The 21,998-nt window shown below is 37.5% G+C and carries 24 protein-coding genes and 1 rRNA gene; 22 read left to right on the forward strand and 3 right to left on the reverse strand.

Translation table 11 applies throughout. The features are described 5' to 3' along the window. The first annotated feature begins 16 nt into the window (after window positions 1–16). Window positions 17–132: ribosomal RNA gene (rrf, locus tag JCM9157_RS16910) — 5S ribosomal RNA — on the forward strand. Between the two features lie 116 nt (window positions 133–248). On the opposite strand, the gene JCM9157_RS16915 is transcribed toward rrf, so the two are convergent. Beyond that, entirely contained in the window at window positions 249–452 is a 204-nt protein-coding gene (locus JCM9157_RS16915) for a hypothetical protein (RefSeq protein WP_035666579.1), read from the reverse strand. Window positions 453–743: 291 nt separating this feature from the next. Here JCM9157_RS16915 and JCM9157_RS16920 point away from each other — a divergent pair, with 291 nt between their 5' ends. Continuing rightward, window positions 744–944, forward strand: a complete 201-nt coding sequence (locus JCM9157_RS16920) for a sigma factor G inhibitor Gin (protein WP_035666644.1) — start codon at window positions 744–746, stop codon at window positions 942–944. A 38-nt stretch (window positions 945–982) separates the two neighbouring features. Here JCM9157_RS16920 and JCM9157_RS16925 read toward each other — a convergent pair whose 3' ends face one another. Next, the gene (locus tag JCM9157_RS16925; RefSeq protein ID WP_035666580.1) at window positions 983–1,837 is read right to left on the reverse strand and encodes an SDR family oxidoreductase; all 855 of its coding nucleotides are present in this window, start codon (window positions 1,835–1,837) and stop codon (window positions 983–985) included. A gap of 130 nt (window positions 1,838–1,967) precedes the next feature. On the opposite strand from JCM9157_RS16925, the gene JCM9157_RS16930 reads away from it, so the two are divergent. From JCM9157_RS16930 to rsmI, 8 genes are all read left to right on the forward strand, one after another. After that, a complete protein-coding gene (locus JCM9157_RS16930) occupies window positions 1,968–3,404 on the forward strand; it encodes an aminotransferase class I/II-fold pyridoxal phosphate-dependent enzyme (RefSeq protein ID WP_035666581.1) in 1,437 nt (478 codons plus the stop codon). Continuing rightward, entirely contained in the window at window positions 3,397–4,038 is a 642-nt protein-coding gene (gene tmk, locus JCM9157_RS16935; RefSeq protein WP_035666582.1) for a dTMP kinase, read from the forward strand. Before JCM9157_RS16930 ends, tmk begins: the two co-directional genes overlap by 8 nt. A gap of 18 nt (window positions 4,039–4,056) precedes the next feature. Next, entirely contained in the window at window positions 4,057–4,386 is a 330-nt protein-coding gene (gene darA, locus JCM9157_RS16940; RefSeq protein ID WP_035666583.1) for a cyclic di-AMP receptor DarA, read from the forward strand. Window positions 4,387–4,401: 15 nt separating this feature from the next. Beyond that, window positions 4,402–5,391, forward strand: coding sequence for a DNA polymerase III subunit delta' (gene holB / locus JCM9157_RS16945; protein ID WP_035666584.1), 990 nt, complete (start codon window positions 4,402–4,404; stop codon window positions 5,389–5,391). A 4-nt stretch (window positions 5,392–5,395) separates the two neighbouring features. Then, window positions 5,396–6,223, forward strand: a complete 828-nt coding sequence (locus tag JCM9157_RS16950) for a PSP1 domain-containing protein (protein ID WP_035666587.1) — start codon at window positions 5,396–5,398, stop codon at window positions 6,221–6,223. Between the two features lie 15 nt (window positions 6,224–6,238). Then, a complete protein-coding gene (yabA, locus tag JCM9157_RS16955) occupies window positions 6,239–6,589 on the forward strand; it encodes a DNA replication initiation control protein YabA (RefSeq protein ID WP_035666588.1) in 351 nt (116 codons plus the stop codon). Between the two features lie 134 nt (window positions 6,590–6,723). Then, window positions 6,724–7,461 carry a tRNA1(Val) (adenine(37)-N6)-methyltransferase gene (locus JCM9157_RS16960; RefSeq protein ID WP_035666589.1) on the forward strand — a complete coding sequence of 246 codons (738 nt, stop codon included), beginning with the start codon at window positions 6,724–6,726 and terminating at the stop codon, window positions 7,459–7,461. A gap of 27 nt (window positions 7,462–7,488) precedes the next feature. Further along, a complete protein-coding gene (gene rsmI, locus JCM9157_RS16965; RefSeq protein ID WP_035666590.1) occupies window positions 7,489–8,355 on the forward strand; it encodes a 16S rRNA (cytidine(1402)-2'-O)-methyltransferase in 867 nt (288 codons plus the stop codon). An 84-nt stretch (window positions 8,356–8,439) separates the two neighbouring features. Here the strand turns inward: rsmI and abrB are convergent, their stop codons facing one another. After that, window positions 8,440–8,727, reverse strand: a complete 288-nt coding sequence (gene abrB, locus JCM9157_RS16970) for a transition state genes transcriptional regulator AbrB (protein ID WP_035666591.1) — start codon at window positions 8,725–8,727, stop codon at window positions 8,440–8,442. Window positions 8,728–8,921: 194 nt separating this feature from the next. Between abrB and JCM9157_RS16975 the strand changes: the two genes are divergently transcribed. From JCM9157_RS16975 to purR, 12 genes are all read left to right on the forward strand, one after another. Then, window positions 8,922–9,887: a DNA double-strand break repair nuclease NurA gene (locus JCM9157_RS16975; protein ID WP_035666593.1), complete on the forward strand. Its 966-nt coding sequence runs from the start codon at window positions 8,922–8,924 to the stop codon at window positions 9,885–9,887. Window positions 9,888–9,915: 28 nt separating this feature from the next. Next, complete coding sequence (locus JCM9157_RS16980) at window positions 9,916–11,745, forward strand: ATP-binding protein (RefSeq protein WP_035666595.1); 1,830 nt, start codon at window positions 9,916–9,918, stop codon at window positions 11,743–11,745. Between the two features lie 388 nt (window positions 11,746–12,133). Further along, window positions 12,134–14,083 (forward strand): methionine--tRNA ligase, encoded by a 1,950-nt coding sequence (gene metG / locus JCM9157_RS16985; RefSeq protein WP_035666596.1) that lies wholly within the window; start codon window positions 12,134–12,136, stop codon window positions 14,081–14,083. 85 nt (window positions 14,084–14,168) lie between these two features. After that, window positions 14,169–14,936 carry a TatD family hydrolase gene (locus tag JCM9157_RS16990; RefSeq protein WP_035666598.1) on the forward strand — a complete coding sequence of 256 codons (768 nt, stop codon included), beginning with the start codon at window positions 14,169–14,171 and terminating at the stop codon, window positions 14,934–14,936. A gap of 233 nt (window positions 14,937–15,169) precedes the next feature. Continuing rightward, window positions 15,170–16,405 carry a resuscitation-promoting factor gene (locus JCM9157_RS16995; protein ID WP_035666600.1) on the forward strand — a complete coding sequence of 412 codons (1,236 nt, stop codon included), beginning with the start codon at window positions 15,170–15,172 and terminating at the stop codon, window positions 16,403–16,405. 452 nt (window positions 16,406–16,857) lie between these two features. Further along, window positions 16,858–17,415, forward strand: a complete 558-nt coding sequence (gene rnmV, locus JCM9157_RS17005) for a ribonuclease M5 (RefSeq protein WP_035666604.1) — start codon at window positions 16,858–16,860, stop codon at window positions 17,413–17,415. Next, window positions 17,416–18,291, forward strand: a complete 876-nt coding sequence (rsmA, locus tag JCM9157_RS17010) for a 16S rRNA (adenine(1518)-N(6)/adenine(1519)-N(6))-dimethyltransferase RsmA (RefSeq protein WP_035666606.1) — start codon at window positions 17,416–17,418, stop codon at window positions 18,289–18,291. Window positions 18,292–18,346: 55 nt separating this feature from the next. Continuing rightward, window positions 18,347–19,210 (forward strand): sporulation peptidase YabG, encoded by an 864-nt coding sequence (yabG, locus tag JCM9157_RS17015; RefSeq protein ID WP_035666609.1) that lies wholly within the window; start codon window positions 18,347–18,349, stop codon window positions 19,208–19,210. 291 nt (window positions 19,211–19,501) lie between these two features. Continuing rightward, complete coding sequence (gene veg, locus JCM9157_RS17020) at window positions 19,502–19,765, forward strand: biofilm formation stimulator Veg (RefSeq protein WP_035666611.1); 264 nt, start codon at window positions 19,502–19,504, stop codon at window positions 19,763–19,765. A 142-nt stretch (window positions 19,766–19,907) separates the two neighbouring features. Continuing rightward, the gene (locus tag JCM9157_RS17025) at window positions 19,908–20,099 is read left to right on the forward strand and encodes a small, acid-soluble spore protein, alpha/beta type (protein WP_035666613.1); all 192 of its coding nucleotides are present in this window, start codon (window positions 19,908–19,910) and stop codon (window positions 20,097–20,099) included. Window positions 20,100–20,228: 129 nt separating this feature from the next. Beyond that, window positions 20,229–21,092 (forward strand): 4-(cytidine 5'-diphospho)-2-C-methyl-D-erythritol kinase, encoded by an 864-nt coding sequence (ispE, locus tag JCM9157_RS17030; protein WP_035666615.1) that lies wholly within the window; start codon window positions 20,229–20,231, stop codon window positions 21,090–21,092. Window positions 21,093–21,149: 57 nt separating this feature from the next. Next, complete coding sequence (gene purR, locus JCM9157_RS17035) at window positions 21,150–21,995, forward strand: pur operon repressor (protein ID WP_035666617.1); 846 nt, start codon at window positions 21,150–21,152, stop codon at window positions 21,993–21,995. Window positions 21,996–21,998 lie beyond the last annotated feature (3 nt).

A 21,998-nucleotide genomic window follows, 5' to 3' on the forward strand; every position in this document is an offset into this window, starting at 1 on the left:
AGAATCTTCTCAATAGTCTGGTGGCGATAGCGAAGAGGTCACACCCGTTCCCATGCCGAACACGGTCGTTAAGCTCTTTTGCGCCGATGGTAGTTGGGGGCTTCCCCCTGTGAGAGTAGGACGTTGCCAGGCAGATAAAGCATTCCGTTATGGAGTGCTTTTTTTTGTGTGAAAAATAAAAACTGAGTTCATTTTTAATCAATCTACAGCAAATAGGAGTTGCTTACACAACTCCCCTCACTAATAAGTTAGTCTTCTTTTAATTTTTCTCCTTCTTTTAGTAGGTAATCAACCATTCTTCCTACCCCTTCAAAATCTAATTCATGAGAAGCAGCTTTGATTTCTTCAAAAATTAAAAGATCAATTACTTCATCTCTTTGAAGATCTTCCCATTTATTTTCTCTGTCTAATTGTGCTAACTGTGATTTTATTCGATTAAGTGCCTTAGCCAAAACAATCCCCTCCAACTGTTTTTTTCTTATTATTTACATTGTATTAAACATTTAATAAATAAGTAAGAGTATTGTTGAAATTAACTAAAGGATTTAAGATTTTGTGTTTTTATTGAATTAGATATGTAAGAGCAGGTTTAAAAAACTACTTGCCACCTTATGACTCCTACAGATAAAAAGATAAAATATTTAGATGGATAGGCACATAACTACAAAAAAAGAATAGATTAAGAGTATAACAATGTATGAATCTTAAAGGAGAAGCCGATAATGAGGTCAGGGGTGATGGAGATGCCGAAGACTGAGAAAGTGAAGATGCGGCTAGGTAAACAATGTGTTATTTGTGAAAAGAGGAGAGAAGAAGGAATTTCAATTGCTTTCTCGTTTATTTGTCAAACATGTGAACAAGAAATTGTGCATTTAAATGATAGTGATCAAATGTACAATAAGTATGTAAAGCAAATGAGAACGGTGTCCTCTCAATATGTATAGTATAACTTATAGTAAAAGAAGCGTTCGGGAATGAAACCCTAACGCTTTTTTTGTTCACTGCGATAAATTTGTTTAATTATCATTCGTTCTGCAAATGACCAAGGAAGAAGATTCTTTAAAATAACTAACGATCTAACACCTTTTCCAACCTGATAGCGAAATTTGGGTTTATTAGAGGAACATATCTTTTGTATAACTTGAATGACTTCTTTTGGGTCAGCTGCATTTTTAGCCGATTGTTCAGCCGCCTGATAAATTTTCTTTAGGTAGGGAGTATAATCATTTTCGTCTGCAAAATGATTATTAGATAAAGCCTTTTCCCAAATATCAGTTTTAAAAGAGCCTGCTTCAATAAGACTAACATAAATATGAAAGGGAAGTAGTTCAAGACGTAATGACTCACTAAAGCCACTTAACGCAAATTTAGAAGTTACATAGGGGCCAAGTCCAGGAAATCCAAATCGACCACTTATGCTACCGAGGTTGATGATTTTACCCCCACGTTTTTTTCTCATTAAAGGTAAAAAAGCTTTCGTAACCGCAATGACCCCAAAAAGATTGGTGTCTAATTGCTCCCTCCACTCTTGTAAGCTAACATGTTCAGTCATTCCCCCAACACTATATCCAGCATTATTAATTAAAATATCAATTGTTTCATATTGTTTATAAATGGACTCTTTTAACTCATTAATTTGATCAAGATTAGTTACATCTAATTGAAGTATTTTTAAATTGTCCAAGTGCAGTTGGTTGGCAGTTGACACTAATATTTCTTTTTTTGATAAGTCTCTCATTGTTGCAATTACTACGTAATCTTGCTTTGCTAATTCGATAGCCGTTAGAAAGCCAAAGCCACTACTAGCTCCTGTGATAAGAACAATTTTTTTCTTCATCTAAATCCTCTTTCCTAAGAACGACTTTATAAAGTTAGTGTAGCATGTTTGAATGATGTTGCTATTTTAATTTTCATTAAGTTATTATTCAAGTATCATAAAGGAAAGTACTAAATAGGAGGACAAGGTTTTGGAAACTCCATTAATTGACGCTTTAAAAAAGCATCTGAAACAAAGGCCTTTTTCCCTTCATGTTCCTGGACATAAGAATGGAGAATTCTTTCATCCTTCAATGTCGGATTTCTCCAGTGTGTTTACTTATGACCTTACGGAGTTAGAAGGGCTTGATGATTTACATGCGCCTACGGGTGTCATACAAGAAGCACAACAAGCGGTAAGTCGCTTATATAATACAAAGGAATCTTTATTTTTAGTTGGAGGTACGACTGTCGGGAATATTGCAATGATGTACGGATTATTTGAGCCAGGTGATACCATATTTATTCAAAGAAATAGTCATAAATCCATATTTCATGCTGTTCAAATTGCTGACCTTACTCCAGCTCTTCTCACACCTGAGTTTGATGCAAAAACAGGACTAGCTGTTGGTTTAACATTAGAGACGCTAAAGGAAGCTATTAATTTATACCCTGAGGCAAAAGGGCTCGTGCTGACATATCCTAATTATTATGGAAGTAGTTTAAACATTAATCAGCTTATCTCTTATGCTAAACAACAAGGATTACTGGTGCTAGTAGATGAAGCTCATGCTCCGCATTATTGTTTAGGCATGCCGTTTCCACCTTCAGCTTTAGAGCAAGGCGCAGATATTACGGTGCAATCTGCTCATAAAATGCTTCCAGCCTTAACGATGAGCTCTTTCTTGCATATGAGTAATAAACTACCGGATTCCATGCAACAACGGGTAAAGGAAGCTCTGACGATGTTTCAATCGAGTAGCCCATCTTATTTACTAATGGCCTCTTTAGACGGGGCTAGAGCCTATGTCGAGTCTTTAGATAAGAAAAAAATAAATGAAATTATGGCAGGGATTCAACAAGTAAAAGAAGAATTAGCTTTAATCAAACAAATTCAAGTAGTGGAGTGGGACGAAAGCTATCTTTTAGACCCATTAAAAGTTACAATAAGGACAACAACTAAACTTTCAGGGTTTGAGCTTCAAAAGATTTTTTACAAACATTGCCTCTATACAGAATTAGCAGATGACAAACATGTTTTATTAGTATTTGGTTTAGGTAAAAGTCAACTGCCAATGGAAGTTATAAGAAATTTAGCAAAAGATCTAAGTCAATATGAGGTGTTAGATCAAGAGTTTAACAAAAAACCAATTTCTTTTTCACGTAGAGTTAAAAAATTAGAGCTAACAGCAAAGCAAATACGTAGTCTACGTAAAAAAAGAATTTTATTAGAAGAAGCAATAGGATATGTTGCTGCAGAAGCAATTATTCCTTACCCGCCAGGTGTACCTATTGTTTTACCTGGAGAAAAATTAGATGAATCTGTCATAAGTGAAATCCAAACGTTAAAGCGGGCTGGGGCTCGGTTTCAATCGGAGAAAGAAGTCACTGATGTCTTGGTAATTGATTCGGAGGAAGAAAATGAGTAAAGGTTTTTTTATCACAGTAGAAGGTGGAGAAGGGGCAGGAAAAACAACTGTTCTTGATCAAATTGAACATCAACTTAAGCAAGATGGGCGTGATGTCATTCGAACCCGTGAACCGGGTGGAATTCGAATTGCAGAGCAGATCAGAACGGTTATTTTAGATGTTAATCATACAGAAATGGATAGTCGAACAGAGGCATTATTATATGCCGCTGCTAGGAGACAGCATCTTGTTGAAAAAGTGATTCCTGCTTTAAATGAAGGAAAAATTGTTCTTTGTGATCGTTTTATTGATAGTAGCTTAGCCTATCAAGGATATGCAAGAAAGATAGGTTTCAATGAAGTTAAAGAAATTAATGAATTTGCGATAGAAGGTCACTTGCCAGATTTGACGCTGTTCTTTGACGTTGATCCGGTCATTGGAATGTCTAGAATTAATGCTGATTATAACCGAGAAGTCAATCGCTTGGATCAAGAAAAATTGGAATTCCACGAACGAGTTCGAGAAGGCTATTCGAAAGTAATGACAGTTTACCGAGATCGAATCATTAAAATTGATGCTAATCAACCAATTGAGCTTGTATTCACCGCGGCAATGAATGTGATTAATCAATTTGTTGAGTCGCGTACTTTATGAATAAAGGAGCTGTTTTACATGAAATTAATTATGGCTGTTATTCAAGATAAGGATAGTAACCGACTTTCTGATGCTTTAGTTAGAGCAGACTACCGCGCTACTAAATTAGCAAGTACAGGTGGTTTTCTAAAAGCAGGAAATACCACTTTTCTTATTGGTACAGAAGATGAAAAAGTGAAAGATGTTATGAACATTATTAAAGAAAATTGCAAAAGTCGTGATCAATTAGTTGCTCCAATTTCTCCAATGGGAGGTAATGCAGATTCTTATGTTCCTTATCCTGTTGAAGTGCAAGTTGGAGGAGCAACTGTATTTGTACTACCAGTTGAACAATTTGAGCAATTCTAAAAGGTGTTGAAACAAATGGAAACGTGGGAACAACTAAAGGATACCCAACCTAAAATTATCAATCTCCTTGTTCGTACTCTGGAAAAAAATCGACTAGCCCATGCTTATCTATTTGAAGGAAGTAAAGGGACAGGGAAGAAGAAAGTAGCTCTTCAACTTGCGAAGAGCTTCTTTTGCGGAGAAAGACAAGGAAGTGATCCTTGTATGGAATGCCGAGATTGTAAGCGAATTGAACATGGAAACCATCCAGATGTACATATCATTGATCCAGATGGGCAGTCCATTAAAAAACACCAGGTTGAACATTTACAAAAGGAATTTTCTTATCGGGGAGTTGAATCAGCAAAGAAAGTATATATTGTTTCTCATGCTGACTTAATGACAGTAGGAGCAGCAAATAGTATCTTGAAATTTCTAGAAGAGCCAGCAGCTGAAACACTAGCAATTCTTTTAACAGAGCAAGGAAGTAAGGTTTTACCAACAATTCACTCAAGAAGCCAACATCTAACATTCGCTCCATTATTACGGGGAAAATTCATTGATATATTAGTAGAAGATGGCAATTCTAATACAATAGCGACCATGTTAGCTAGTTTAACAACGAGTTATGAGGAAACCTTGCAACTGTTAGAAGGAGATTGGATTGCACAAGCACGAACCGTAGTGATACAATTGATGGAAGAGACATATTCTAGACCGAGTCAGGTTTTGTTTACCGTTCAAGAAAAGTGGATACCTTTATTTAAGGAAAAATCCCAACAAGAAATCGGGTTAGATATGATTCTCTTATGGTTACGCGATCTTATGTATATGAAGGTAGGGAAATTAGATTCCCTTACCTACGTTGACCAACAAAATAAATTAGAGCAACAAGCATTAAATAGTACTCAGGATGTATTAAGCCGAAGAATGTCGGCTGTATTGCAAGCAAAAAAGCATCTTGCTTCCAATGTCAATCCTCAGCTTTTAATGGAAAAGTTGTTACTTACTATACAGGAGGGATAGAAGATTGCATCAAGTTGTGGGTGTTCGCTTCAAAAAAGCGGGTAAAATCTATTATTTCTCCCCCGGTACTTTTCAGTTAGCGAAGGGAGAAGCCGTGATTGTCGAGACGTCAAGAGGCGTTGAGTTCGGACAAGTTGTGATTGGGATAAAGACGGTTGATGATAACGACGTTGTTCTTCCGCTAAAGCAAGTGATTAGAACAGCAACAGATAAGGATAAATTAATCGTACAAGAAAATCTCGATGCTGCTAAAAAAGCTTTTGAAGTTTGTACAGAGAAAATCAGTCAACATGATCTTGATATGAAGCTTGTTGATGTTGAATATACGTTTGACCGTAACAAAGTTTTATTCTACTTTACTGCAGATGGAAGAATTGACTTTAGAGAACTTGTAAAAGATCTAGCTGCTGTTTTCCGTACTAGAATTGAGTTGCGTCAAATTGGAGTCCGTGATGAAGCAAAAATGCTTGGTGGAATTGGACCTTGTGGACGTGTACTATGTTGTTCTTCGTTTTTAGGCGACTTCGAACCAGTTTCTATTAAAATGGCGAAGGATCAAAGTTTATCATTGAACCCAGCTAAAATATCTGGGCTTTGTGGTCGGTTAATGTGTTGTCTGAAATATGAAAATGATATGTATGAGTCAGCAAAACAAGAGCTACCAGACATCGGAAAGCGGATTAAGACTCCTGATGGAAGAGGAAAGGTTGTAGGACTTAACCTTTTAGAGCGATTGATTCAAGTAGAATTAACTGAAGGGGAACGAGTAGTCGAGTACACAATGGATGAACTAATGGCGAAGGAAGTTGTGTCGACTGAGGCTGCAGAATAATGGGGTGGGGGCATCGTGGATAAAAAAGCAATTTTTACACAGGTGAGCCAACTAGAAGAGCGCTTAGGGGAATTACATCATGAATTAAGAGGCTTAAAAGAACAGTTAGCCTATTTAATTGAAGAAAATCACTATCTTCACATTGAAAATGAAAATCTTCGTGAGCGATTAGAAGCTCAAGAAGAAATTCAAGAAGTGGGAGATAAAAAAACAGTGAATGTTAAAAAGTCATTTGTCGGTGAGGGCTATGACAATTTAGCTAGACTGTATCAAGAAGGTTTTCATATTTGTAATACCCATTATGGAAGTATCCGATCAGACGGAGACGATTGTTTATTCTGTTTGTCATTTTTACACCAAAAATAAAAGGTTATCGGAGCAGATCTTTCAAAATTGAGGGTCTGCTTTTTTCTTATCAGTTATCTTCATGATAATTTTCCTGGAAATGACACATAGATAAAACATTAGAGTGTAGAAAGGTAAGGGGGGTTTAAATAAAAGTGAATTTGTTAAAAGAAGAGCGCATTGATTTTATTGCAGGGACACCATTGAAAGTCATTCAAAGTCCAAATGTATTTTCATTTTCCATTGATGCTATCCTACTTGGACGGTTTGTTCAAGTTCCGATCCAAAAAGGTAATATTCTCGATCTTTGTACTGGTAATGGAGTAATTCCCCTTTTACTAACAACGAGAACTAAAGCATCTTTAGTTGGTGTGGAAATTCAATCTAAACTCGTTGATATGGCAAGACGAACGTTAACCTTAAATGAAATACATAATCAAGTTGAGATCATTGAAGCAGATTTAAACTACATTCCAGCAAATATAAAGAAGGACTTCTTTGATGTGGTTACGTGTAACCCTCCTTATTTTGAAACGGTAACAGAAGAAGAAAAAAATAAAAACATACATTTGGCTATCGCGCGTCATGAGATTCTTTGCTCATTAGAAGAGGTGATTCGGGTATGCAGTAGCTATGTTAAACAAAAAGGTAAAGTAGCTCTTGTTCATCGACCAGAGAGATTAACAGACATTATGACGTTCATGCGTGCTTATCGTATTGAACCGAAAAGAATTCAATTTATCCACCCGAAACAAGGTAAAGAAGCAAATATGGTTTTAATTGAAGGAATTAAAGATGGAAAGGCTGGAGTCGTTTGTCTTCCGCCATTAGTTGTGTACAATGAATCTGGGGAATACCGACCAGAATTTAGCCAAGTTTATGAAGGAAAATAATGATTTATTAAAGGAAGGAATAATGAAATGAGACAACAAACAAGTTTTGTTGGTGAAGATACAAGTGGCCTATTGTATTTAGTACCAACACCAATAGGGAACCTCGAGGATATGACGTTTCGAGCAATCCGTATTTTAAAAGAAGTTGATTTAATAGCTGCAGAAGATACAAGGCAGTCGATGAAATTATGCAGACATTTTGAGATTGAGACATCTTTAGTTAGTTATCATGAACATAATAAACGAAAAGCTGGAGAGACACTTATTGAAAAATTAAAAGAAGGCAAACACATTGCGTTAGTGAGTGACGCAGGAATGCCAGCTATTTCAGATCCAGGCCAAGATCTTGTAAAAGAAGCAATAGAAGCTGGAATTAAAGTAATTTCGCTACCAGGAGCAAATGCAGCATTGACTAGTTTAGTTGCTTCAGGGTTATCAACAGATCGGTTTGAATTTATAGGTTTTCTTCCTAGACAAAACAAGCAACGTCAAACCTTTTTAGAAGAAATCAAGAATAACCAATCAACCTTGATTTTTTACGAATCACCTCACCGTTTAAAGGAAGCTCTAGAAGCCATGTATAAAGTCTTAGGTAACCGTAATATGACGATTAGCCGAGAGTTAACGAAGAAGTTTGAGGAATATCAACGAGGAACTTTAGAGGATGCCATTAAATGGTGTGAGACTGGGACAATTAAGGGTGAATTTTGTCTTGTAGTTGAAGGAAATTCGTTAGAGGAAGAAAAAGAAGAGTGGTGGAATCTAATTTCCGTTCCTCAGCATGTGGAGCATTACATTGGTTTAGGTATGTCTTCAAAAGATGCTATTAAACAGGTAGCTCGTGAGCGAAACATTCAAAAAAGAATGGTCTATGCAGAGTTTCATCAAGAATAAAAAAAAGGGCACCTCAGCATGAACGTACTCAAAACTCTTCATGGAGTTTTGGGTAGAACGTAAACTGTAGGTACCCTTTTTAAATTATGCTTGTGTACGTGAAAGATACTCTTGTAAGTCTTTCATAATTTCTTCAGCGCCTTGTGGGCTAAGAATAATTTTTCCGTTAGCAATAGATAAGTTCTCATCTGAAACTTCGCCAGTTACTTGGCAAGTCATGTTAGGCTTATATTTTTTCAAGATAATGCGGTCATTATCAACGTAGATTTCAAGTGCATCCTTCTCTGCAATGTCTAATGTACGACGTAATTCTATTGGGATAACAACTCGTCCTAATTCATCAACCTTACGAACGATACCTGTAGATTTCATTCTGCTTTCTCCTCTCGAGTACAAAACAATTTATTTTAGTGTCATTATTCGACATTTTTCTATCTTCATTTAGAGTACCAGTGTTTCCAAATCAAGTCAATTCTTTTTTAATGAATTTAACACAAGAAATTTTTTACAAAAGATTGCAAAAAGCTGATAAAATGCAAGTTACAGCCGGAGGTGAATAAAAAATCATGTTACAGATATATCCTGAATTAGTAAAAAAGTTAAAATTAATGAATGAAAACCTGCAGCATTTTTACCAATATTCAAGTGACAATAAAATGATTATTCGACAAAAACTTATCGAATCGGGAGCGGAAATTCGACAAATTGAACGTTTTTCGACAAATAGTTTAAAAATCTGGTTAAAAGGCAATGAAGTAGCTGCCGTTGATGGCTCTGTAAACCAAACGAAAAGCGAACCGCCACATATTTTATATTTATTTCAAGCATTAGCCAAAACAATCTCTGGTCAGGCCTGTCAGGCTACAGATATATACTCGCCGTTAATAGATGAAGTAAATATGGATGAACTAGAGGGAGGAATTCAAAAAAATTGGAGATCTCACTTATTAGCTAAACTAGAATTACAAGTCGCTCTTCAGTTAATCGAGGAAAGTTCACTAGCTATTATCATGATGGATGGTGCCCTTTTTCATTACCGAATTGACGCTCCTTTGGAATGGGAGAAACTGAAGAGAAAAGCGATAGAAAAGGATGTTTTGCTAGTAGGCGTTTCAGAAGAGATAACAACAGAGAATTTAGTGAAGCTTGAACCGTTTCAATCTTTCAGGAAACAACCCTATACATACGATCGAGATTTATTATTTGGCGTACTTGAAAAAGGAGAGATGCTTTTTGTAGAGAGTATTCAAAGTAAAGCCGGGTTACAGTCTGTCTGGGTAAGATTAAGCACAGACCCAGCGATCACAGGTTTTGATGTTTTAGAGGAACAAGCAACTTCAAAAGAAGAGATCGCAAGTCTGTTATTAACGTTAACTCCAAGTGGTGGCCGAGGTATCCCGCTTTGGTTGGATCATATTGACCGTGAAGTAAGGGTAACGGACAAGTTAGTTGAGGCATTAGTAGAACAGTATATAGAACCTGAGATGCGAAAAAGATTTTTCGAGAAAAAACGAGGAGCAAGACCTTTATAAAAACATTGACAAAGGGGGATCCGAGCTTATGCAAATTGTTGGGGTTACTACACAGCATGAAGTGTTTGTTGCTTCTAAAAATCATAAATTTAGAATGAATGAGATGTTAGTGATAGAGGATGACTCCTTGTATCAGCCTAAAGGAGAAGTGGTTGAAACTTTTTCTTATAATCGTTACATCCCAATGGGATTTGATAAAGGATTGGCAGATGAACAAGTATTAAAGACATTAGAGCAAATTGGTTATGACATTGGTGCAGATGATATTCATCTTGCTAAAGTGCGTTTGTTTGAAGAAGCAGTCCAACCTATTCAAACGGGGGCAGCCGTTCGACATCCAGAATTCAGTGAAATTTCATCTTTATTAGTTAAAACAAGTCCTGAAAATGGTCTAGTTCTTGGTGAGGTTAAATCAACTGATTTCATAGCACCGAGTTTGCCTGAATCACTTACAGGGCTCTTACATATTGATGATCACAATGGTCTTCGAAAACAAAATGGTGTGCCTTTCATTTTTGATATTAGAGCGATGCAGCAATACCCACATATAGGCGTTTTTGGCGGATCTGGATCTGGAAAATCATTTGGACTTCGTGTCATGCTTGAGGAAATTATGAAGCTTCAAATTCCAACACTTGTGTTTGACCCTCATTTTGAAATGAATTTCGCTACTGAGGGAGAAGTACCTGGAACCCTAGCTTACCGAGAAAGATACATCGTTGTTCAAATTGGCCAGGATGTAGGAGTTGATTTTTCTGCGTTGTCTACAAGAGATGTTGAACGTTTGCTTTCTGCAGCTGGTTCTTTGACAGAATCTATGATTAACGTGATCCAATCCATTCATAAAAGAAAAGATAGTTATCAATCTTTTAGTGACAGAGTTGCCCATTTAGCTGAAGCATTAGAACTTGGAAAACAGAAAGTAGAGTCGTTGCTTCATGATGGTGGGATGACAAGAGATGAAATTAGTCGATTTAGTTTGTTTAGGAAATTGCTAGAACAGTATGGTAGCCTGCCATTAGCTTCTGTTAAAGGCATTCAATGGAGGGTTAACAGGCTTAATCAGGCGGGATTGTTTCAGCAAAATATTAGAGCGATTGAACAAGGGATTCATGCCGGGAAATTAGTTGTGATTCAAGGAGCTGTTTGGTTGCTACAAGTGTTTTCAAGCTATGTTATCGGAGCTTTATATGGAAAGCGCCGGACATTTCGAGATGCAAAGTTACAACAAAAACAAGGAGAGTTTTTTCCTCCTTTTATTGTCGTGACAGACGAAGCTCATAACTTTGCTCCTAAGGGTTTTGACGCACCAGCAAAATCAGTATTAAAAGAAATTGCTCAAGAAGGAAGGAAATATGGTGTGTTCCTTATTTTTGCTACACAAAGACCGACCCTTCTTGATGAGACGATTACAGCTCAGCTAAATTCTAAATTTGTGTTTAGAACAGTTAGGGGAACTGATATTCAGACGATCAAAGAAGAAACCGATCTTACTCATGATGAAGGAAAACGACTTCCCTATTTAAGATCTGGTGATGTATTTGTTTCTTCTGCTATTATGGGAAGAACAATGGCGGTGCGAATACGTTATGCTCATTCAGCGAGTCCACACACGTTAAATCCGTTTGATGAGCTCAAGAAGATGAAAGAACAAGATGCGGATCAGCTCATGAAAGCTTTAGACTCCTTTTTACCACTTGCAGAGATGAGCTTAATGCAACAGTTGTCAAGCTTAAATAAAGAGGCGGAGAAAAGTTGGGATGTTCAAACGTGGAAACAGGAATTAGAGCGTTTAAGTAGCGAGGGGATTATAAAGAAACAAAAGACCCCATTTGCTACTTTATATACACGACCTTGACTAGTTTGAATGGATTAGGTATATTTTGGGTAGAATTTGATTGAATATGGTTTTTCCGATGAAGGGATGAGTAGAATCAACCGTCTATAGGTAGCTTATGCTATGAAGAGAGCCGGGGTAGCTGAAAACCGGTATAGATGATGGTTTGAAGATGGTCCTGGGAGGAGTTTACTTTCGAGTGTTTGACATAAGGGAGTAACGTAGCTGGCGTTAACAGAAGAAGTCTGAGACTTCATGAGCCTTTTTGTTGTGAAATGAAAAGGGAATTTGGGTGGTACCACGTGAGTTATGCTCTCGTCCCTCTGGGATGAGAGCTTTTTGTATGCAGAAAATGAGGAGGAAATTGGAATGACGAAAGAACAAAAAACGTTTTTATTTAACAACCCCTATTTACTATCCTAGTGATAAGCTTCATATTGGTCATGCTTACACAACTGTTGCTGGAGATGCAATGGCACGATATAAGCGTTTACGTGGTTATGATGTTCGTTTTCTAACAGGAACCGATGAACATGGGCAAAAGATTGAGACAAAAGCAGCTGAAAAGGGTCAAACACCACAAGAGTTTACCGATCAAATTGTTGCTGGAATTCAAGAACTTTGGAAAAAACTTGATGTTTCTTATGATGACTTTATCCGCACAACAGAAGACCGTCATAAAACAGTTGTCGCTCAAATATTTGAACGTTTGCTCGAAAAAGGAGATATCTATCTTGATGAGTACGAAGGTTGGTACTCGATTCCGGATGAAACTTTTTACACTGAGCGACAATTGGTAGATCCTGTCAAAAATGACGCGGGTGAAGTCATTGGAGGGAAAAGTCCAGACAGTGGTCATTCAGTGGAAAAAGTTCGTGAACAGTCTTATTTCTTTAAAATGAGTAACTATGCAGATCGCTTGCTGAAATTTTATGAAGATAATCCTACATTTATTCAACCAGAATCTCGCAAAAACGAAATGATTAATAATTTTATTAAACCAGGGCTAGAGGATTTAGCTGTATCTCGTACATCATTTAAATGGGGTGTTCAAGTTCCTAGTAACCCTAAACATGTTGTTTATGTTTGGATTGACGCGCTATCCAACTATATTACGGCGCTCGGTTATGGAAGTGAAAACGAAGAGCTTTATCAAAAATATTGGCCAGCGGATGTTCACTTAGTAGGAAAAGAGATTGTACGTTTCCATACAATCTATTGGCCAATTATGCTGATGGCTCTAGACTTACCACTACCTAAAAAAGTATTTGGTCATGGATGGCTGTTGATGAAAGACGGAAAAATGTCTAAGTCAAAAGGAAATGTCGTTGACCCTGTTCCGTTAATTGATCGCTATGGCTTGGACGCGTTACGTTATTACTTGTTACGAGAAGTTCCGTTTGGTTCTGATGGGGTATTCACACCTGAAGGGTTTGTAGAGCGTGTTAATTATGATTTAGCGAATGATTTAGGAAACTTACTTAATCGAACTGTTGCAATGATTAATAAGTATTTTGATGGTAATATTCCAGTTTACGTCAAAGATGCAACGCCATTTGATACAAGTCTTGTTGAATTAGTTGAAGCGACAGTTGTAAAAGTAGAAAATGCCATGGAAGAAATGGAATTTTCAGTGGCGTTAACGGCTATTTGGCAATTAATTAGTCGTACGAATAAATACATTGATGAAACACAACCATGGGTATTAGCAAAAGATGAAGCTAAAAAGGAAGAACTTGGTTCAGTCATGTATCACTTGGCTGAGGCGCTTCGTCAAGTATCTATTATGATTCAACCGTTTATGACAGAAACACCTAAGCGCATTTGGTCCCAATTAGGACTTAATAATGACATAACGAATTGGGAATCACTTAAGTCATTTGCTTTAATCCCGAGTGGAACAAGTGTTCAAAAAGGAGAGCCGATCTTTCCAAGACTAGATATGGAAGAAGAGGTTGCTCATATTGTCGGATTAATGGGTGGGGGAACGGCTGCAGTAACAAAAACTGAGCAAGATATTCCTGAAGTTGAAGAAAATGAGATTACAATTGAGGATTTTACAAAAGTAGAACTTCATGTAGCGGAAGTCTTAAAGGCAGAACCAGTATCAGGAGCCGATCGACTTTTGAAAATACAATTAGACCTTGGGTTTGAACAACGTCAAGTTGTATCAGGAATTGCAAAGTTTTATTCCCCAGAAGAATTAGTCGGCAAAAAAGTTATCTGTGTTACGAATTTAAAGCCAGTTAAGTTACGTGGTGAACTTTCTCAAGGAATGATTTTAGCGGGCTCCAAAGGGAAAAAACTACAACTTGCAACGATTGATGGTCAGTTACCGAATGGAGCGAGAGTAAAATAATGAAATGTTGTTATCGCAAAAAATCCAAGTGATTTTTTGCGATAACCCCTTACTATATCTGAGAAAAAAAGGGGCGTAGGAAAGCGTGTTATTTGATACACATGTACACTTAAATGCAGATCAGTTTGATGAGGATTTAGAAGAAACGATTTCAAGAGCAAAAGAAGCAGGAGTGCAATATATGGTCGTTGTCGGTTTTGATGAAAAAACGATAAATAGAGCATTAGCACTTGTTGAAGAATATGAATTTCTTTATGCTGCCGTTGGTTGGCATCCTGTTGACGCAATAGATTTCACCGATGCTCATTTAAGATGGTTAGAAGAACTAAGTGCTCACCCAAAAGTTGTTGCTTTAGGAGAAATGGGATTAGATTATCATTGGGATAAATCACCTAAAGAGGTTCAAAAAGAAGTCTTTAGAAAACAAATTCAACTAGCTAAGAAAGTAAAATTGCCTATTGTTATTCATAATCGTGATGCAGATCAAGACATTGTAGATATCCTAAGGGAAGAGGAAGCTTCTGAAGTGGGAGGCATTATGCATTGTTTTGGTGGTAGTGTCGAAATTGCGATGGAATGTTTACGAATGAACTTTCATATATCTCTTGGGGGGCCAGTTACATTTAAAAATGCAAAACGTCCTAAATTAGTGGCACAAGAAATTCCATTGGATCGTTTACTAATTGAAACAGACTGTCCATACTTAGCACCACATCCTTTTCGAGGTAAAAGGAATGAACCAGCTCTAGTTAAGCTTGTAGCAGAGCAAATTGCAGAGCTGAAAGAACTAGACTACGAGGAAGTAGCAAAGCAAACAACGTTAAATGCAAAAAAACTTTTTGGCATTTCTTGATAGCAATTTTTGACTAATGGTGACGAAGCTTGTCTACATATTCTATTTTTCGTACTAGTTCTACAAAGAACAACGATTGCATAGATTGGACGTGTCGATAAGTTTTTGTTTCCTTTGCTCTTGTTTTCGTAGATAATAAGTCTAATGCGGGCAGTTAGCAAAAATTAGTACGTTGACAAAAGGGGGTACAGTGTTTATAATTTTTGACGTTAAAGAAGGAGGAATGTTTTGAGATGGAAGCACACAGGAGCCACTTCCTTCCGGCTATGAGTTTATGGAAGAAGTTGGTTATCTCCGTTGTCAGTCTCATTCTCTTCGGAGGCGTGATTACTTACGCTGTATACGAGGCGACAAAGGCAACTGTAACAATCTCGATTGACGGAGAAGAAGAAATTTTGGTGCAAACACATGCATCCACAGTTGCTGAGTTGATGAAGGAGCAAGAATGGAACGTCCAAGAATATGATCAAGTAGAGCCTAGTTTAGATACGGAAATACATGGAAATATGTCAATTACATGGGATCAGGCGAAGCAAGTTTTCGTAACGATTCAAAATCATGAAGAAATTGTTTGGACCACCGCAGATAATGTAGAAGAATTTATTGATGAATTAAGTATTGAAGTAAGTGAACATGATTTTATTGCACCAGCATTAAGTGAAGAGATTTCAGATAAGATGAATCTAATCTATGAATCTGCTTTTCAAGTAGAGCTTACTAGTGACGGTGAACAACATGAATTATGGACAACTTCGACGACTGTCGCTGACTTTTTAGAGAGAGAAAGTGTTACGCTAGGTGAGCTTGATCGGGTCGAGCCAGATTTAGAAACAAGGCTTGGCGAAGAATCAGAAGTTAAAGTAATACGGGTAGAAAAAGTCACCGATGTGGTGGAAGAGTCTGTTGCTTTTGGAACGGTTACCCGCAAGGATAATGAGTTACGTACGGGAACAGAAAAAGTCGTTCAATCAGGAGAAAACGGAAAAGTAAATAAACATTATGAAGTAGTTCTTGAAGATGGTGAAGAAGTATCGCGTGAACTTGTTAAAACGGAAACGGTAAAAGAAGGCAAGGACCGAATTGTAGCAGTAGGTACTCAGCCAGCTCCAACTGTATCACGTGGTTCTAGTTCTAGTAGTTCAAGTGCAGGTTCTAGTTCTAGTGGTGAAGCTAGAAGTGGTCGCACACTAACAGTAACGGCTACAGCTTACACTGCTGGATGTAGTGGTTGTAGCGGAATTACAGCAACTGGCATTAATCTTAATAAAAACCGTAACATGAAAGTAATCGCTGTTGACCCGAATGTGATCCCGCTAGGATCAAGAGTTTATGTTGAGGGCTACGGGGAAGCTATCGCAGGTGATACTGGTGGTGCAATCAAAGGCAATAAAATTGATGTGCATGTACCTACGAAATCAGATGCATTCCGTTGGGGAAATCGAACGGTAAAAGTAACTATTTTAAATTAGCATGTTAGCACAGAGTGGCGACGCCACACTGTGCTTTTTTTTAATGGAATGCTTGAAACTTATTGCTATAAAAAATTTTTCTGTGGGTATACCTCCTCTACATGTTCGTTCCATTGCGCTACAGCCACTCGCTTTCCGCGGGGAGGTGCCGAGCCTCCTCGGCTACGCCTGTGGGGTCTCGGCCCTACCTCTGCATCCCGCAGGAGTCGAGTGACTTCCGCTCCATTTCACTAATAGAAAAAAATATAATATAAGAAAGTAGCATTTAACTCGAGAACATATAAAGGAGTAAATCTCTGCTAGTTTTTTATGTGAAAAATAGATAAGATAGTCTTTTGCTTCATGAACGTGTTAAAGTAAAGAATGATTCTTTACATAAAGTGAGCTTATTATGTAAACGCAAGTAATGGGCTACAATAAGACAAGTTATTTTATATTTTAGGAGTAAAGGGATGAAAATAAAAGAAATCATTGTGGTTGAAGGCAAGGATGATACGGTAGCTGTCAAAAGAGCTGTTGATGCCGATACAATTGAAACGAATGGTTCTGCAGTTAGCGAGAGTACACTTAGAAAAATTGAGTTAGCTGAAGAACGCAGAGGGGTTATAGTATTTACAGACCCAGATTATCCTGGAGAGAGAATTAGGAAGATTGTTAGCGGTAGAGTTCCTACCTGTAAACATGCATTTCTACCTAAAAAAGAAGCAATTTCAAAAAATCAAAATGACCTGGGCGTAGAAAATGCAACGCCTGAAGCGATAAGAGAAGCTTTGTTGCATGCCAAACAAGAAACAACTGAATTTAATGAAGTAGTTACATGGCAGGATCTACATGCAGCAGGATTGATTGCTGGTGTACATGCTAAAAAAAGAAGAGAGCGTTTAGGAGAATTGCTTCGAATTGGCTATGCTAACGGAAAGCAACTACATAAACGATTACACACCTTTCGAATAACAGCTGAGGAGTTTGGAGCGGCTATGCAACGTGTGTTTGAGGAGGAAACTAATTAAATGTTAAAAGATATTGCTACACCGCAGAGAACAAAAGAAATTTTAAATAAATATGGCTTTAGCTTCAAGAAGAGTTTAGGACAAAACTTTTTAATTGATACAAATATTTTGCGTAATATTGTAAATGCTGCAAATATAACAGAGTCTACCGGAGTAATCGAGGTAGGACCGGGGATTGGTGCTTTAACAGAGCAGTTAGCTAAACAAGCAAAAAAAGTCGTTTCTTATGAGATCGATCAAAGGCTACTTCCTGTTTTAAAAGATACATTATCTCCTTATGATAATGTGACGATTATTCATTCCGATGTTCTAAAAGCAAATATTCAAGAAATGATTGAAGAACATTTTCAGGATGTTGATGATATTATGGTTGTAGCCAATTTACCATATTATGTAACGACACCGATTTTGATGAAGTTATTAGAGGAGCACTTACCAATTCGCGGGATTGTTGTAATGATTCAAGCTGAGGTTGCAGACCGGATTGCAGCTAAGCCGGGAACAAAAGATTATGGTGCTCTGTCCATTGCAGCTCAATATTTCGCTCAAGCTGAGAAGGTTATGACAGTTCCTGCAACTGTTTTTGTTCCGCAACCTCGTGTAGATTCTGCTGTATTACGTTTGACGATTCGTGAAGAACCAGCCGTTCAGGTAGAGTCGGAAGATTATTTCTTTACCGTTTTTCATGCCTGCTTTGCTAATAGACGTAAGACAATTTTAAATAACCTTGTTCATAATCTAGGGCCCAAGGAGAAAAAATCGGAAATAGAAGCTGCTTTGGAAGAAGCAGAAATTGACCCTAAAAGGCGTGGCGAAACGTTATCGTTGGCCGAATTTGCAAAGTTAAGTGATGCCCTTTTAAAAAGATTAGCTTAAACTTGGAACACTAGCCCTTCTCTCGACATATTTTAAGTGGAGAGGAGGCGTGACAATGAAGCTAAAAAAAGGAGATATCGTCGCTCGCCCTTCATATCAATGTGATTTGCTATTTAGGGTAGTAGAGTTGTACCCAGACTACGTCGAACTTGCAGGCGAAGATATGCGCTTACTTGCTGATGCTCCATTAGAAGATGTAGTCATTGTTTCAGAAAAAGACAGATCCGCTCATGAGCTAAAAGCCAAAGAACTTGAAGAAAACTCTTATAAGCTTTTTAGGCAAGATGCAAGGCTCATGAAACAGCGTAGCGAGTATGAAGTAACATCTGGATATAAAAGTGATGTGAATTTTTTTGAACTGCGTGGACGCGTGCTTCATATCGATGGAGATCCACTTTATTTACGTAAATGTACGGAGCTTTATAATAAATTAGGTGTTCCTGTTTATGGTGTTCACCTGAATGAGAGAGAGATGCCAGAACAAATCTCCTCTCTACTCGAAATGGTCCAGCCGGATATTGTCGTTGTTACGGGACATGACGCATTCTTAAAAAGTAGAGGTTCTGAGGATGATACAAGGTCATACCGTCATACAAAATACTTTGCAGAATGTGTACGAGTCGCACGGAAATATAATGGCCATCGTGATGAATTAGTTATTTTTGCTGGTGCTTGTCAATCTCACTTTGAGACGTTAATAAAAGCAGGTGCAAATTTCGCTAGCTCTCCTGAACGCATTAACATTCATGCACTTGATCCAGTCTATATCGCCTCTAGGGTTAGTCTAACTTCATTCATGGACCGAATTAGCTTAACTGAGGTGCTACGTAATACGATTACAGGCGAGAAGGGATTAGGTGGAGTTGAGACAAAAGGAGTTATGCGACGAGGAATGCCAATGAAATATGAAGATGAATAGAAATTAATCCAATGAAAAAGCTCTGTAGTGAATCGACTTAGAAATGTCATATAACTACAGGGTTTTTTAGATTTTAAAAAAAGATAATAATTATAAAATACTAATAATTTATTCTATACATAATTTTTTCCGTCATTTGCCATACTAAAGGAGACCTGTAGTTGTAACATTTTTATTTTTTCTCGTCAAACCCATTGACAATAATCTTGTCTAATTGATATAATTTTTTATTTGTTTGACGAAAAATGACGAATGTGTTATACTACATATACAGTGAGGTGGGGTGTAGTAATGGCAAAAACGTTAATAGACATTAAGCGTGCATTAGATGCTAATGTTGGTAAGAGAATCACGATTAAGGCAAATGGTGGTCGTCGGAAAACGTCAGAACGTTCAGGTCTCCTTGAAGAAACATACCCTTCTGTGTTTATCGTGAAGTTGGATGAACAGCAAAATGCGTTCGAACGAGTTTCTTATAGTTATGCGGACATCTTAACAGAAACGGTTGAATTGATGCTTTGTGACGAAGAAGAGTCAGCAGTTTTAAAGGCATAACGTAAGAACTAGATATACAGACAAACATAACCCTCTGAGGTAACTACTTCAGTGGGTTATATTTGTGTTTTAGTACATAATAAGATTGTCGTAGTCAAGTTACGGCAGTCTAAATGTGGTTCTTAAAAAGGAGTTGTGTGACATGAGTAGAAAAAGAGGCATCATGTCTAGCCGATTCAAAGAGGAGCTAGCAAAAGAGCTAGGCTTTTACCAAACTGTTGAAAAAGGTGGATGGGGAAGTATACGTTCCAAGGATGCAGGGAATATGGTAAAAAGAGCTATTGAAATGGCAGAGCAACAATTAGTAAATCAACAAGACCATAAAAATAGGTAAGTAACCGGGTGTCAAAACCCGGTTTTTTGATTATTAATCAAATATAGTAGAAAAATACTCGAACTGTGGTATGTTGAGTGTACAAATGATAAAATATTGTAAGCAAATGGATTATAGAAGGTGACAAGTGTGAAATATTCTGTAAAAGCACCAGCGAAGATCAACTTATCGCTCGACGCGATAAGAAAAAGAGAAGATGGTTTTCATGAAGTTGAAATGATCATGACGATGGTAGATTTGGCTGATCGGATAGATTTAACTGAAATCGCTGATGGACAGATAAAAGTAGATGTCTCAGAGGGATTTGTGCCAAACGATCATCGTAATTTGGCTTATCAGGCTGCATCTTTATTACAAGAACGTTGTAATGTGAGTAAAGGTGTTTCTATTTACATTACAAAAAGGATCCCTGTTGCTGCAGGGCTTGCTGGGGGTAGTAGTGATGCTGCTGCGACGTTAAAAGGATTAAATGAACTATGGCAATTAGGATTAAGCTTGGACGAGCTAGCTGAGCTCGGAGCAGAAATTGGATCAGATGTCTCCTTTTGTGTATACGGTGGAACAGCTCTTGCAACTGGAAGAGGAGAAATTATCAAACAAATTCCATCTCCACCACCTTGCTGGGTAATCTTAGCGAAGCCTCCTATTGGAGTTTCGACAGCAGATGTGTATAAACGTCTGAAGGTGAATGAAATTGAACATGCAGATACTCAGGCCATGATTAAGGCGATAGAGAACCAAAGTTTCTCCGGGATATGTCAAAACTTACATAATGTACTTGAGTCAGTAACGTTGGATATGTATCCAGAAGTAAGAAATATTAAAGAACAAATGATTCGGTTTGGTGCAGATGGTGTCCTAATGAGCGGAAGTGGGCCAACTGTTTTCGGCCTTGTAGAACATGAATCTCGTTTGCATCGAGTGTACAATGGCTTAAGGGGATTTTGTCAGGATGTATTTGCAGTAAGGTTAATACGTTCGACAAATACTTGATTAAAACCGAACGAACGTGATATATTATAAAAAAATATTCGGTTTTATGGAGGTAGCATGAAAAAGCTAAAGCGCAGTGGTCGTCTAGTTGATATGACCCATTTTTTACTCCAGCATCCCCATGAAGTCATTTCACTCACTCATTTCTCTGAACGATATCAATCGGCAAAGTCTTCGATTAGTGAGGATTTGGTTATCGTTAAAGAAATTTTTGAAGATGAGGGCTATGGTTCCCTTTTAACTATATCTGGAGCAAGTGGTGGGGTTAAATACATACCTCGGATTAGTCGTGAACAAGTAAATGATTTTGTCACTGAAGTAATTGATCAATTGGCAGTACCTGAGAGGATACTACCTGGTGGTTATCTTTATATGATGGATTTGCTCGGAAACCCTAAATTCATACAAAAGCTAGGTCAAGTCTTTGCTTCCGTATTAGCAAATCAAAAAATTGATGCAGTACTAACGGTTGCCACGAAAGGGATTCCTCTTGCTTATGCAGTTGGACAATATTTAAATGTCCCGGTTAGTATTGTTAGAAGAGACCATTTAGTGACAGAAGGATCTATGGTTAGCATTAATTATGTATCTGGGTCATCTAAACGAATCCAAACGATGACATTAGCTAGAAGAAGTTTAGCGCCTGGTTCTCGAGTTTTTATCGTCGATGATTTCATGAAAGCTGGTGGTACGATTCGAGGCATGATGGATCTACTTGAAGAGTTTCAAGCTGAATTGGTCGGAATAGGTGTTTTGGTTGAAACGGTTGGAGTTGAAGAAAGGTTGATTGACGAGTATATGTCAATCACTAGACTATCAGAAGTAGATGTAAGAAATAAGACAATAAAGATTGAAGAAGGTAATGTTTTAGACTTATTAAAAAAGATGGAAGTTGAGGGATAATTC

It is taken from the genome of Halalkalibacter akibai JCM 9157 (assembly GCF_000513135.1).
GTDB classification, from domain to species: Bacteria; Bacillota; Bacilli; order Bacillales; family Bacillaceae_D; genus Halalkalibacter; species Halalkalibacter akibai.

Excerpts from the sequence above, each read along its gene's own strand:
- JCM9157_RS16920 (WP_035666644.1), top strand. The coding sequence starts at position 744 with ATGCCGAAGACTGAGAAAGTGAAGATGCGGCTAGGTAAACAATGTGTT.
- veg (WP_035666611.1), top strand. The coding sequence starts at position 19,502 with ATGGCAAAAACGTTAATAGACATTAAGCGTGCATTAGATGCTAATGTT.
- JCM9157_RS16980 (WP_035666595.1), top strand. The coding sequence starts at position 9,916 with ATGCAAATTGTTGGGGTTACTACACAGCATGAAGTGTTTGTTGCTTCT.
- rsmI (WP_035666590.1), top strand. The coding sequence starts at position 7,489 with ATGAGACAACAAACAAGTTTTGTTGGTGAAGATACAAGTGGCCTATTG.
- darA (WP_035666583.1), top strand. The coding sequence starts at position 4,057 with ATGAAATTAATTATGGCTGTTATTCAAGATAAGGATAGTAACCGACTT.
- holB (WP_035666584.1), top strand. The coding sequence starts at position 4,402 with ATGGAAACGTGGGAACAACTAAAGGATACCCAACCTAAAATTATCAAT.
- JCM9157_RS16925 (WP_035666580.1), bottom strand. The coding sequence starts at position 1,837 with ATGAAGAAAAAAATTGTTCTTATCACAGGAGCTAGTAGTGGCTTTGGC.
- rsmA (WP_035666606.1), top strand. The coding sequence starts at position 17,416 with ATGTTAAAAGATATTGCTACACCGCAGAGAACAAAAGAAATTTTAAAT.
- yabG (WP_035666609.1), top strand. The coding sequence starts at position 18,347 with ATGAAGCTAAAAAAAGGAGATATCGTCGCTCGCCCTTCATATCAATGT.
- rnmV (WP_035666604.1), top strand. The coding sequence starts at position 16,858 with ATGAAAATAAAAGAAATCATTGTGGTTGAAGGCAAGGATGATACGGTA.
- JCM9157_RS17025 (WP_035666613.1), top strand. The coding sequence starts at position 19,908 with ATGAGTAGAAAAAGAGGCATCATGTCTAGCCGATTCAAAGAGGAGCTA.
- JCM9157_RS16995 (WP_035666600.1), top strand. The coding sequence starts at position 15,170 with ATGGAAGCACACAGGAGCCACTTCCTTCCGGCTATGAGTTTATGGAAG.
- JCM9157_RS16975 (WP_035666593.1), top strand. The coding sequence starts at position 8,922 with ATGTTACAGATATATCCTGAATTAGTAAAAAAGTTAAAATTAATGAAT.
- abrB (WP_035666591.1), bottom strand. The coding sequence starts at position 8,727 with ATGAAATCTACAGGTATCGTTCGTAAGGTTGATGAATTAGGACGAGTT.
- tmk (WP_035666582.1), top strand. The coding sequence starts at position 3,397 with ATGAGTAAAGGTTTTTTTATCACAGTAGAAGGTGGAGAAGGGGCAGGA.
- purR (WP_035666617.1), top strand. The coding sequence starts at position 21,150 with ATGAAAAAGCTAAAGCGCAGTGGTCGTCTAGTTGATATGACCCATTTT.